The 12,868-nt window shown below is 42.6% G+C and carries 12 protein-coding genes; all 12 read left to right on the top strand.

Annotation, left to right across the window (positions count from 1 at the left end; translation table 11 throughout):
* Positions 1 to 21 precede the first annotated feature (21 nt).
* Positions 22 to 336 carry a DNA-directed RNA polymerase subunit omega gene (locus Q8M62_RS16085; protein WP_092733029.1) on the top strand — a complete coding sequence of 105 codons (315 nt, stop codon included), beginning with the start codon at positions 22 to 24 and terminating at the stop codon, positions 334 to 336.
* 5 nt (positions 337 to 341) lie between these two features.
* On the top strand, positions 342 to 1,550 hold the full coding sequence (gene coaBC / locus Q8M62_RS16080) for a bifunctional phosphopantothenoylcysteine decarboxylase/phosphopantothenate--cysteine ligase CoaBC (RefSeq protein WP_304902539.1): 1,209 nt from the start codon (positions 342 to 344) through the stop codon (positions 1,548 to 1,550).
* A gap of 28 nt (positions 1,551 to 1,578) precedes the next feature.
* Complete coding sequence (locus Q8M62_RS16075; RefSeq protein ID WP_304902540.1) at positions 1,579 to 2,481, top strand: DUF4835 family protein; 903 nt, start codon at positions 1,579 to 1,581, stop codon at positions 2,479 to 2,481.
* Positions 2,482 to 2,520: 39 nt separating this feature from the next.
* Positions 2,521 to 4,173, top strand: a complete 1,653-nt coding sequence (recN, locus tag Q8M62_RS16070) for a DNA repair protein RecN (protein ID WP_304902541.1) — start codon at positions 2,521 to 2,523, stop codon at positions 4,171 to 4,173.
* Positions 4,174 to 4,235: 62 nt separating this feature from the next.
* Positions 4,236 to 5,051: an enoyl-ACP reductase gene (locus Q8M62_RS16065; protein ID WP_304902542.1), complete on the top strand. Its 816-nt coding sequence runs from the start codon at positions 4,236 to 4,238 to the stop codon at positions 5,049 to 5,051.
* Positions 5,052 to 5,337: 286 nt separating this feature from the next.
* Positions 5,338 to 6,930, top strand: a complete 1,593-nt coding sequence (locus tag Q8M62_RS16060) for an amidohydrolase family protein (protein WP_304902543.1) — start codon at positions 5,338 to 5,340, stop codon at positions 6,928 to 6,930.
* Positions 6,931 to 6,999: 69 nt separating this feature from the next.
* Positions 7,000 to 7,800: an alpha/beta fold hydrolase gene (locus Q8M62_RS16055; RefSeq protein WP_304902544.1), complete on the top strand. Its 801-nt coding sequence runs from the start codon at positions 7,000 to 7,002 to the stop codon at positions 7,798 to 7,800.
* Positions 7,801 to 7,937: 137 nt separating this feature from the next.
* The gene (locus Q8M62_RS16050) at positions 7,938 to 8,390 is read left to right on the top strand and encodes a MarR family winged helix-turn-helix transcriptional regulator (protein WP_304902545.1); all 453 of its coding nucleotides are present in this window, start codon (positions 7,938 to 7,940) and stop codon (positions 8,388 to 8,390) included.
* 78 nt (positions 8,391 to 8,468) lie between these two features.
* Positions 8,469 to 9,023 carry a YceI family protein gene (locus Q8M62_RS16045; RefSeq protein WP_304902546.1) on the top strand — a complete coding sequence of 185 codons (555 nt, stop codon included), beginning with the start codon at positions 8,469 to 8,471 and terminating at the stop codon, positions 9,021 to 9,023.
* A gap of 167 nt (positions 9,024 to 9,190) precedes the next feature.
* Positions 9,191 to 10,141 (top strand): ring-cleaving dioxygenase, encoded by a 951-nt coding sequence (locus Q8M62_RS16040; RefSeq protein WP_304902547.1) that lies wholly within the window; start codon positions 9,191 to 9,193, stop codon positions 10,139 to 10,141.
* Positions 10,134 to 10,745 (top strand): alpha/beta hydrolase, encoded by a 612-nt coding sequence (locus tag Q8M62_RS16035; RefSeq protein ID WP_304902548.1) that lies wholly within the window; start codon positions 10,134 to 10,136, stop codon positions 10,743 to 10,745. Before Q8M62_RS16040 ends, Q8M62_RS16035 begins: the two co-directional genes overlap by 8 nt.
* 266 nt (positions 10,746 to 11,011) lie before the next feature.
* A complete protein-coding gene (locus tag Q8M62_RS16030; RefSeq protein WP_304902549.1) occupies positions 11,012 to 12,208 on the top strand; it encodes an ATP-binding protein in 1,197 nt (398 codons plus the stop codon).
* The last annotated feature ends 660 nt before the right edge of the window (positions 12,209 to 12,868 follow it).

The following is a 12,868-nucleotide window of genomic DNA, read 5'->3' as shown; positions in this document are numbered from 1 at the left end:
AAATCAAAAACTAACTATAGTATGGCTATTAACCCATCAATTGTAACGCGTGATCTTGATAAAGTTGCTGATAAAACAGGCAACATCTATGAGTCTCTTCACATCGTGGGACAGCGTGCAAAACAGATTTCCACCAATCTTAAGGAAGAATTGAACAATAAACTTTCCGAGTTTGCTTCAACTGTGGATAATCTGGAAGAAGTATTTGAAAACAAGGAGCAAATTGAAATCTCCAAGTTTTATGAGCGTATGCCAAAGCCCTCTACCATGGCAATGGAAGAATTTATGGAAGGTAAAGTGTATTACCGATTCCCTGCGGAAGAGGGAGCGGAGTAATAGCCATGAACCTTCAAGGTAAGCGAATACTAGTAGGCGTGACTGGCAGTATTGCTGCTTACAAGTCTGCTCACTTGACGCGTTTACTTATCAAATCCGGAGCTGAAGTGCAAATCATTATGAGCACTTCAGCTTTTGACTTTATCACCCCCCTCACGCTTGCCACCCTATCCAAGCGCCCTGTTTTTTCTGAATTTTCCGACAAAAAAACCGGAAAGTGGACTAATCATGTGGAACTTGGGCTTTGGGCTGACCTTTTTATTGTTGCTCCGCTAAGCGCAAATACCCTTGCTAAATTCGCCAACGGGATCTGCGACAATCTTCTCTCCGCAACTTATCTCTCCGCCCGTTGCCCAGTCATGCTGGCTCCGGCAATGGATCTGGACATGTATCAGCATCCATCTGTTCGGGAGAACATCAGCAAAGTTCAGGCCTTTGGCAACATCTTGTTGGATGCCGAAAGCGGAGAATTGGCGAGTGGTCTGTCAGGTCAGGGAAGGATGATGGAGCCGGAACACATCCTGAATCAGGTTGAAGTTTTTTTCAATACTAAAAAAGACTTTGCTGGCAAAAAGGTTTTAATAACTTTGGGTCCTACTCAGGAAGCGATCGATCCTGTTCGGTTTATAAGTAATCACTCCTCCGGTAAAATGGGAATAGCGATTGCAGATGCTTTTAAGTCCCGAGGGGCAGAGGTTTTTTTGGTTTCAGGACCTATTTCCATTCCTTTTGGGTCTGCTGATTTCCATTTGACCAAGGTCAAATCTGCTCATGAAATGTATGAGGCGGCCAGAAAGATTCATGCTACTATGGATATCTGTGTTTTCGCAGCGGCAGTTGCAGACTACGCTCCGGCAGTAATCGCTTCCCAAAAAATCAAAAAAAATGAATCCGAGATGTCCATTTTATTGAAAAAGAATGTGGACATCGCCTTAGAATTGGGCAAAGTAAAACAGCCGCGGCAATTGCATATTGGCTTTGCATTAGAAACTGAAAACGAAGAAACGCACGCCAAAGCAAAACTGGATAAGAAAAACTTTGATTTGATCGTTTTGAATTCAGCTAAGGACGAAGGAGCAGGATTTCAACATGACACCAACCGGGTGAAAATCTTTCATGCGGATGGTAGATTTGCTGATTCAGGACTTATTTCAAAATCAGAAGTTGCAAATTTGATATTGGAAGAAATCAAAAAAGTGCCCGTTTGGATTTGAGCTTTGGAATTTTAGCTAATTTAGACCTATGACAAAATTCAGACTTCTGATCCTCCTTTATTTTTTCGCACAGGCTCTGCAGGCTCAAGAATTGAACTTCACTGTGATCATCAACAGTGACCGCTCCAGAATTCAGAATACAGATATTTTCAATCAAATGAAGTCCAGTTTTGAGCAGTTTCTCAATGGAAGATCCTGGTCAAATGACGAATATCGTCCCGAAGAAAGAATCAAAGGAAATCTTTTGATTACGATAAATGAAGTGCCTCAAATCGGATTCTTTAGTGCCACAGTTCAGGTTCAGGTTGTGCGCCCGGTTTACGGGACCAATTACGAGTCCTTGATTTTTAATTACGCGGATAGAAATTGGAATTTTGAATACCTCGAATCTCAGCCATTGGAGTTTAATAGGTTTACTTTTTTGAATAATATCAGTTCGCTTTTGGCATTTTATGCTCATATCGCCTTGGGAATTGATTATGACACCTTCGCCAGTCGTGGAGGCAATCCCTACTTCGAAGTAGCAAATGATATAGTCAATAATGCCCAACAATCCGGTCGTCCGGGTTGGGTTCAGACTCAAGGCGACCGTAGAAGTCGTTATTGGCTGATCAATGATATCTATGTTTCCACGATCTACGGATCAATTCGAGAAGCCTATTACCTCTATCACCGTCAAGGGATGGATCTGATCCAGATAGACCCCGATACGGCCTATAAAAACATACTGGAAGCAATACGCCTTGTCACTGAAGCTAACAAACTTCAACCAAACGGGATTTTCACCATTGCCTTTGTAGACGCCAAATCAGAGGAGATTTCCCAGATTTTAAAAAGAGCACCTTTTGAAATTAGAGACGAGGCGGTCAAATTACTTTTGCAAGTTGACCCAAATAACGCCAGAAAGTATAACGAGCTACTGAGAAGCTAAGTCTGTTTTTTTTAGCTTTGCGCAAAGCCTTTCCTGTATATGCTCAAATCGCTCAGCATTTCCAATTACGCACTCATTGATCAGTTAGACATGCAGCCAAGTAAGGGGCTTAGTATGATTACCGGTGAAACGGGGGCAGGAAAATCAATCATGCTCGGGGCTGTCGGGCTTCTGCTTGGGAATCGTTCAGATACCAAAGTACTCCTTCATGACGACAAGAAATGTGTCGTTGAAGGGGCTTTTGATATTCGTGAGTATGGGCTGAATAAGTTTTTTGATCAGGAAGAACTTGACTACGAAGAAACTTGCATTATCCGCAGGGAAATCAGTCCGGGAGGGAAATCCCGTTCCTTTGTCAATGACACCCCTGTTTTACTCGAATCTCTTAAGATTCTCGGGTCAAAACTCATGGATGTCCACTCACAGCACGATACGCTTCAACTCGGAGAGGGGAGTTATCAGCTGAGCTTGGTGGATGCTTTTGCTTACACGAGCTCCGAACTGGATATTTATCAATTGAAATTTAAGAGCTTTAGAAAGGCAAAAAAGCAATTTGAAGAGTTGAAACAAAAGGCCTTTGAAATGCAGAAGGAGGCGGATTATAATCAATTCCAGCTGGATGAATTAAGCGCCATGACATTGGTAGCGGGAGAACAAGCCGAACTGGAATCTGCTCAAGAAGTCCTCGAGAATGCCGAAGAAATCAAACTCAAAATAAATGAGATGCTAGCCCTTTTTCAGGAGGAGCAGATAGGAATTATTCAGGGTTTGGCTCAGATTCAGCATGGAATGCAAAGCCTGGAGCGCTTAGCGCATAAGTTTTCCGAAATCCGGGAGCGTTTCCAAAGTGTATTTATTGAAGTAAAGGATCTTACAGAAACCTTGATCGATGAAGAAAGCAAAGTGGAAATCGACTTTGCGAAATTGGATCAGATTCGGGAGCGACTCAGCAAAATCTACCAACTTCAGAAAAAACATGGGGTAAATTCGGTGGAGGAATTGATGCAGATCGAAAATGACCTCGCGGATAAAGTGTTTCAATTTCAGAATCTGGACGAAAGTCTGGCAGTAGCGGAAAAAAGCCTAAAGGAAGCACAAGCATTGTTGGCTGATTCCGGAGCCCTGCTGACTAAAAAGCGGCAGTCTTGTTTTCCGCTATTCGAAAAGGAACTCCAGGAGTTACTTATCGGGCTGGGGATGGAAAACGCCCGAATCCAATTCGAGCACAAATCAATTTCGCCTTCTTTGTCTGGACTTGATGAAGTGGAGATTCTATTTTCAGCCAACAAAGGAGGGGTTTTGCAACCCTTGAAGAAAGTAGCTTCGGGAGGGGAGTTTTCCAGGTTACTCTTTGCAATCAAATATTTAATGGCCGATAAAATGGCTTTGCCAACTTTGATTTTTGATGAAATTGATACGGGAATTTCCGGTGAAGTTGCCCTTCAGATGGTCAGGATGATGAAAGAAATCGCAACCCGACATCAGGTGATTTGCATCACACATCTGCCTCAGGTAGCAGCCAAAGGAGACTTGCATTATTTTGTTTACAAGGATAATTCATCAGAAAAAACGATCAGTAAAATCAAGCTGTTGGCCGCCGAAGAGCGAGTGACCGAGCTTGCTAAAATGATCGCAGGAGCCAATCCCTCTACCTCTGCATTGGAGAGTGCCAAGGAGCTATTGCTTAATTGACAAGTGTAATCCCAAATTTTCCCTATTTTTACATCGAATTTTTGAAATCAATCCAAAGCTATATGCCAGAAAATTTACTAAAAGGAAAAGTTGGAATCATCACAGGAGCCCTGGATGAAAATTCAATTGCCTGGAAAACTGCTCTAAAAGTAAAAGAACAAGGAGGTCGATTTGTCCTCACCAATGCTCCCATTGCCATGAGAATGGGCGCAATTAAAGAACTGGCAGAAGAATGCAACACGATCGTCATTCCGGCTGATGCCACTGTATTGGAGGATATTGAGAAGCTTTATGCCGAGGCCAAAGAGTATTTGGGTTCTGATTTTGATTTCCTTTTACATTCCATAGGAATGTCTCCAAATATTAGAAAAGGCAGAAGCTACGGCGATCTGAATTATGAGTGGGCGATGAAATCCTATGATGTTTCCTCGATCTCTTTTCACAAAATGATGCAGGTAGCTGAGAAGATGGATGTGATGAAGGAGTGGGGATCAATCGTAGGGCTATCTTATATCGCTGCGCAGCGCGTATTTCCATTCTACACCGATATGGCCGATGCAAAGGCTTTGCTCGAAAGTATTGCCCGAGGATATGGATATCGGTATGGTAAATTGAAAAAAGTAAGAGTCAATACAATTTCCCAATCTCCAACCAAAACCACTGCAGGTTCGGGCATCGGAGGATTTGATTCCTTTTACAACTTTGCAGAGTCCCTTTCACCACTGGGCAATGCCTCAGCAGAAGCTTGTGCGGATTACATTGTCACGATGTTCTCTGACTTGACCAGAATGGTGACCATGCAAAATCTCTTTCATGACGGAGGCTATTCCTTCACAGGAATTTCCGAAGACATTATGGAAAAGTTTAAAGATTTATAAAACCACTAATCTCCATCCAAAAGCCCGATTGAATTTCAGTCGGGCTTTTTTAGTGTATATCGGCTTTTTGCCAGGTTAAATTCAATAAAGGAAAGCCCGTATAACCGATGAATTCATAGATTCTTCGGTCTCCCGAATTCGGTCTTTTTTTCGGAGACGGAGGGAAAATTAGTATACTGCCGGAAATGCGCCTAATCCCTATTGACTTTAATCCAGCTGTCCAAATCACATTTTTTCCTGATTCATTTTATACTAACTTATTGTCCTAATGTTAGCCATCCAATCTATGTTTAAGAGAATTTTATTCATAGCCTTAACAGGCTTTGCTGTTGCTTTTCAAGCTTTTGCCCAAATCATGCCCGCCCCAACCAGATCGGAAGGTGAGGGGCCCTATTCTAAATTGATCATTAGGGGCGTGATTTTGGTAGACGGAACAGGTGCTCCTCCAGTTGGCCCAGTGGACATCGTTGTCGAGAAAAACCGGATCACTCAAATCCAATCTGTAGGCTATCCTGGTCTTCCAATTAATGAAAACAGACGTCCAAAAGCCGATGAAAACACCAAAGTGCTGGACATGGAAGGACATTACCTCCTGCCCGGATTTGTGGATATGCATGGACATATTGGAGGCTCCGGTCAAGGAACGCCGGCTGAATATGTTTTCAAATTATGGATGGCACATGGCATTACGACCGTTCGTGATCCATCTGCCGGTAACGGTCTGGATTGGGTGCTGGATCAGAAAAAGAAATCCGTAACCAATGAAATCACCGCACCCAGGCTTTTGGCCTATACTTCTTTTGGACAAAAAAGCGAGTTTCAGATTACTACTGCCGAGCAGGCAAAGGCTTGGGTAAATCAAAATAAAGCAAAAGGTGCCGACGGTATCAAATTCTTTGGAGCAAATCCCGAGGTGATGCAAGCGGCAATTTCTGAAAACAAAAAAATAGGCCTTCGCTCTGCTATGCACCATCAGCAATTGGACGTAGCAAGATGGAATGTCTTGAATTCTGCCCGTGCCGGTTTGACCTCAATGGAGCATTGGTATGGTTTGCCTGAAGCACTTTTTCAGGATAGAACCATACAGGATTTCAGATTGGATTATAATTATCAAAATGAGCAGCACAGATTTGGGGAGGCTGGAAAGCTATGGAAGCAGGCAGCTCCGCCATATTCCGAACATTGGAATAAGGTCATGAATGAGTTGCTGGAACTTGACTTTACACTTGACCCGACTTTCAATATCTATGAAGCTAATCGGGATTTGATGCGGGCTCGTACCCAAGAATGGCATGCGGTCTACACTTTGCCCTCTCTTTGGAGATTTTATGCGCCCAGCAGACAATCTCATGGTTCCTATTGGTTTGACTGGACTACCGAGGAAGAAGTTCAGTGGAAAGAAAATTACCGCCTTTGGATGACATTTGTAAATGAGTACAAAAACCGAGGAGGCCGTGTGACGGCAGGTTCTGACTCTGGGTTTATTTATCAGTTATATGGATTTGCCTACATACGCGAACTCGAACTCCTGAGGGAAGCGGGATTTCACCCATTGGAAGTAATTCGTTCGGCAACTATGTATGGGGCAGAAGCCTTGGGGATGGACAAAGAAATCGGGACAGTTGAAGTAGGTAAATTAGCAGATTTCGTAATAGTCGAAGAAAATCCTCTTCAAAACCTAAAGGTACTTTACGGTACTGGTACTATTCGGATCAATGAAAATAATGAACCTGTAAGGGTCGGAGGTGTGAAATACACAGTCAAAGACGGGATAGTTTACGATGCCAAGCAGCTGCTCGAAGATGTCCGAAAGATCGTTGATGCTCATAAAGCCAGAGAAAACGCACGGATAACCCAGCCAGGATTGGATTGGGAATAAGCTGCCATTGATAGCTAAACTGTTGATTATATTCCATTTACAGACAACTTACCCTTAATCCTAATTTTTATGCCGCTAATCGAAGTCAATGGAGTGAACCTTTTCTATCAAGAAAAAGGAACCGGTAAAGAGACAATAATCTTTTCTCACGGTTTGCTTTGGAGCCATAAAATGTTTCAAGCACAGATTGATTTCTTTAGCCAGAATTATCGGGTGATTGCATATGACCATCGGGGGCAAGGTCAAAGTGAGGTGAAGGGTCCATTTGATATGGAAACTGTAGCAGAGGATGCAGCGGCATTGATTCAAAAGTTTTGCAAAGAACCCATCCATTTTGCAGGCCTATCCATGGGAGGTTTTGTAGGAATGAGGCTTGCCTCGAGACACCCCGAATTATTAAAAAGTCTGATTCTACTGGAGACTTCAGCCAATGCCGAACCGGTTGAAAATTTACCCAAGTACAAAACATTAAATGGAGTGGTAAAATGGCTGGGAGTGATTCCGCCAGTTGCAAAAAAAGTGATGCACATTATGTTTGCGGAAAGTTGGCTTACAAATCCATCAAACAAATTGGCGATTAAGCATTGGAAAAATGAACTTTCGTCAAATAAAAAAAGTATCACAGGTCCAGTGGAGGGAGTGATCTTTCGCAAGGGAGTGGAGGACGAATTGTCAAAAATTACCTGCCCAACTCTGATTATCGTGGGCGATGAGGATGTGGCTACTAAGCCTGAAAAGGCGAAATACATTCAAATGGGGATAGCAAGTGCAAAACTTCATGTGCTCACCGGTGCCGGACACAGCAGCTGCATCGAAAAGCCGGATGAGGTCAACCGGCTGATTTTAGATTGGCTGACTAAGAGTAATTAAGAATAAAAGGTCAATGATGGCCTTTTTTCTTTTTGAGGCAAATGAAAACGAGTTGGAATTTTTTTTGTTTTTTTTTCCGAAAATTAAACTTTTTCCTACATTTGAATGTATATACATTAAATCCAAATGTAATTAATATGGGAAAGATCGAAGATGCCATTCAGCAAAAGGAGTTCAAGGATCCTTACAACAAGTTGGTGGTGAACTTGCTTTACACCCACAGTTACTTGGTGACTTCTCAAAATGCCTTATTCAAGCCGCATGATCTTTCACCGGAGCAGTACAATGTGCTCAGGATTCTAAGAGGGCAAAACGGGGATCCGACGACAGTTTCTTCCATTCAGGATCGGATGCTTAACAAAATGTCCAATGCTTCAAGACTTGTGGACAAACTTAAAATGAAAGGCTTAGTCAAGCGGGAGGAGTGCCCAAGTGATCGGCGTCAGGTTGATGTTTTAATTACTGAAAAAGGGCTTGAGCTTTTGAACGAATTGGAGGTTAAGGTAGAACAAGGCAACAGAACCTTTGTAAATCTCACAAAGGAAGAAACCAATCAGTTAAATGACCTTTTGGATAAATTAAGGGGGTAAAAAAATTTCAAAAAATAAATGTCTATACAATCAATGTTAATACAATTCTAACAAATACCAATTTAAATAAACAAAATTATGAGTACTACAAAATGGATTATTGACCCTACACACTCTGAAGTTTCTTTCAAAGTAAAGCATTTGGTGATCTCAACAGTGACTGGTTATTTCAAAAGTTTTGAAGGAACTGCCGTCTCAGCCTCTGAAGATTTTGAAGGTGCAACAGTTGGCTTTTCTGCAGCTATAGACAGCATTGATACCAATCAGGCTGACCGTGATGGTCACTTGAAGTCTGCGGACTTCTTTGATGCCGCCAATCACCCAAATTTGACTTTCGAAGGAAAAATCTCAAATAATGGTGGAGAATATAAGTTAGTCGGAGAACTTTCAATCAGAGGGAATAAGAAGGAAGTCTCTCTGGACGTTGATTTTGGAGGAATTACTGCAGATCCTTACGGGCAAACTAAAGCCGGTTTTGAAATCGAAGGTAAAATTAGCCGTAAAGAATTCGGATTGGTATGGTCAGCAGTGACTGAGGCTGGTAGCGTGGTAGTAAGTGATCAGGTTAGATTGATCCTCAACGTGCAGTTGGTAAAGCAGGAAGTAACAGAGTCGGTAGCGGCTACTGCTTAAAAACAAAAAAGGCTGCCTAAGGGCAGCTTTTTTGTTAAATTAAATGTAGAGCTTATTCAATAGGCACATCTTAGAATGATCATTATGCACCTGCCTATGGCAGACCGGCCTGTTGGATAATTTAGGGACAGGAGAATTATAAGGACCTTTGAAAAAATAATAATCACATGACACCATTAATCACCGGCATTCACCACATCACGGCCATCGCCGGAAGTCCGCAAAAAAATATTGATTTCTATTCAGGCATCCTTGGATTGAGGCTGGTGAAAAAGACAATCAATTTTGATGCTCCGGATGTTTATCATTTCTACTTCGGAGATGAATTGGGTCGCCCGGGGACGGTTTTCACTACGTTCCCATTCAGCGGAGCAAGAAAAGGCACTAAAGGAACAGGCGAATTGACCTATACGGCCTTTTCTATTGGAAAAGATTCACTGGACTATTGGATTGAGCGGTTGAAAAAGTTTGGAATCATAGTTTCTGATGTCCAGAGCCGATTTGGAGAAAAACTAATTCGATTCGAAGATCATGACAGTATGGGGATCGAATTGGTTGCAAACGACCAAGACGACCGGCCCGGATGGACGTATGGTCACATTCCTTCACAGCATTCCATCAAAGGGTTCTATGGCGCAACATTAAATCTTCGGGCTAAGGAATTGACTGCCAAATTGCTGACCGAACACATGGATTACAGATACATCGGTCAAGAGGGCGATCGATTCCGCTATGGTACTGAAGGGAAGCCAGGCGATATTGTGGATCTATTGATTGATAAAATAGGAAACCGTGGAGTTCAAAGTGCAGGGACAGTTCACCACATCGCGTTCCGTACAGCAAATACACTTACTCAGTTTCAGATTCAGGAAATTCTGATGAAAAACGGTTACCAGGTGACTGAAGTCAAAGACCGGAATTATTTCAAATCGATCTACTTCCGCGAGCCGGGAGGCGTATTGTTTGAAATCGCAACTGATGAACCGGGTTTTGCGATTGATGAAGATGAAGCACATTTGGGTGAACTGATAAAGTTGCCAAGTTGGGCTGAATCCAGCCGTGAAAAGATCGAAAAGAACCTGACATCTGTGAAGCTTGACATTGAATCCTATGCCTGATATCAAAAGAGTAGGGCTTCCCCTACATGAAGCTAAAAGAGCAATCATCCTGATTCATGGCCGTGGAGCTACCGCTGAAAGTATGCTTTCGCTCGTTCCTCACCTGAATCTGACCGATTATGCAATTTTGGCTCCTCTGGCCAACGGAAATTCTTGGTATCCGTTTGGATTTATGGCAACAGATGAAGGCAACAAAGTTGCATTGGATAATTCGCTTGGTATTTTGAAAGAAACATGGAGCGAGGTTGAAGCAGCTGGAATTCTTGCCGAGAACACAGTTTTTCTGGGATTTTCTCAGGGGGCCTGTCTCAGTCTTGAATTTTCGGCTCGTAACGGTCAAAAGTTCGGAGGGGTAATAGCTTTTACCGGTGGACTGATCGGAGAGCAATTGAAACCTGAAAATTATTCAGGTGATTTTCAGGGAACTCCAATTTTCATCGGTAGCAGTGACCGTGATTTTCACGTTCCTGCCAAAAGAATAAAAGAATCAGCTGATCTGCTTCGCAAAATGGGAGCAGATGTAACCATAGAATTATTTGATGACCCGGGTCATACGATCAGGGATGAAGAGATAAACTGGGTAAACCAAAACATTTTTATTTGATCATTACTCATTGTGTAGCCCATGTGTTGCGCTCATTTTCTTGTAAGGTCTATTTAGTTTAAAAAATCCCTGGCTAGTTGCCGGGGTATTTTTTTGTCTTTTCTATTCGGATTTAATTGAACTTTGATTCCGATTTAAGTGATTTTTAATCGTTTTTTTTGTTAAAAATTATTTCATAACTAATTGAATATAAATAAAATGAATTCCATATTTGGAATTTACTCAATGTATTGAGTAAATTTACTCAATACATTGAGTAAAAAGAAATGACCTATCAAAGAGCGGAAAAAATCCAAATCCAGCACCGTCTTCAAAACGAACCCCGCAGGTTTATCCAAGTGATCTATGGCCCGCGACAGGTTGGAAAAACTACGCTCGTGCGTCAGGTAATCCGGGACATGAACAGTCCGCATTCTCTTGTGGCTGCAGATGCCGTTCCTGCAAGTGATCAGGTCTGGATCGCTCAGCAGTGGGAAAATGCGCGGGTTCGGCAGCAACTTTCACCCGAGGCTCCCTACCTCTTGGTTATTGATGAAGTCCAAAAGATTGATAATTGGAGCGAGCAGGTCAAAGCGGAATGGGACAGGGACACCCTAGAGGAGCGGGATATCCGTGTGATATTGCTTGGTTCCTCCCGGTTGATGTTGCAGCAGGGGTTAACCGAGTCATTGGCAGGAAGATTCGAGGCGATGTATTTGGGGCATTGGTCATACGCTGAAATGAAGGAAGCATTCGGCCTGACTCCTGCCGAATACATCTGGTTTGGAGGTTATCCAGGAGCTATTACCTTGAAGGAGGACGAAGACCGCTGGAAAAGCTATGTCCGGGATTCGCTCTTGGAGACCAGTATTTCTCGCGATATTCTGATGCTGACTCGTGTGGATAAGCCTGCACTGATGAAGCGGCTTTTTGAGATTGGTTCAGCGTATTCCGGACAAGTGCTCAGCTTCACCAAAGTCATGGGGCAGTTGGCAGATGCGGGCAATACCACTACTTTGGCTAATTACCTTGAGCTCCTCAATGAGGCAGGTCTCCTTGGCGGACTGGAGAAATACAGTCCCAATCTGGTCCGAAAGCGCTCATCAAGTCCCAAATTCATGGTGCATAATACCGCCATCATGTCTGGGATTTCAAATGAAACCTTCGAGACACTTCAGGCGGATCACCGAGCTTGGGGTCGCTGGGTGGAGTCCGCAGTCGGGGCGCATTTGATCAATCAGGCCTTCAAAGACAAGAGAATCTCCATTTACTACTGGCGGGAAGGAAATGACGAGGTGGATTTTGTAGTCGAATACAATAAACGCATCATCGCATTGGAAGTGAAGACTTCCAAAGTCGGCGGACTTGCCGGGTTGAATGGGTTCGCTAAAATCTATCGTCCCGAAAAGGCATTGGTCATTGGCACTGATGGTATTCCATGGGAAGAGTTTCTTCAGATGAATGTGTTGGATTTATTTACCTAAAAGACAGTCTTTTGGCTGTCTTTTTTGCTTAAAAATTATTTTCTAACTTAATGGTTTTCAGTAGGTAAGACCATATTTTGGAAATTTACTCAATGTACTGAGTAAAATTACTCAATAAATTTTTTTCGCCACTAAGTCCCGAAGGCTCGAAGAAATTGAAGTCCCTGCTAGCACAAGCCTTTCGACCTCCCTAGCCGCTTTACAGGCTTGTACTTGGGATAATGCAGTTTTCAGACTGCTTTCAATTTATGATGATTTATTCAACAGCAGCATCCGTCTACTTTGGGCAGGTCTGAACCATGAACCAATTTAATTAAAATGTTCCCGCAGATTTTCGCAGAAAAAGACACAGATTTTCACGGATTATTAAACACAGAATCATGGATTAATAATTTAACAATAGCCTCCTTTCTGGGTAAATCTGAAGACTGCATGGGGTCCAGGTCTGAAGAACCGATTTATTGACAAAAAGCTTTAGCTTTTCTCTGTGCTCTCAAAAAAGCTCAAAAGTGAAATTGGGATTGAAGTTCAAATCAAGCCAAAGATCTACCAAAAACAATCTCTCTCCTTTCTCTGTGGTAAAAAATTCAAATTAAAAGCAGTCTGAAGACTGCATTAAAATAGGTCCAAGCCTGCCTGACGGCAAGGCAGGTCTGAAGA

Origin of the sequence: Algoriphagus sp. (genome assembly GCF_030694375.1) — a bacterium.
Taxonomy (GTDB): domain Bacteria; phylum Bacteroidota; class Bacteroidia; order Cytophagales; family Cyclobacteriaceae; genus Algoriphagus.
Note: the sequence above shows the minus strand (reverse complement) of the source record. Positions and strands in the feature narration are given on the sequence as shown.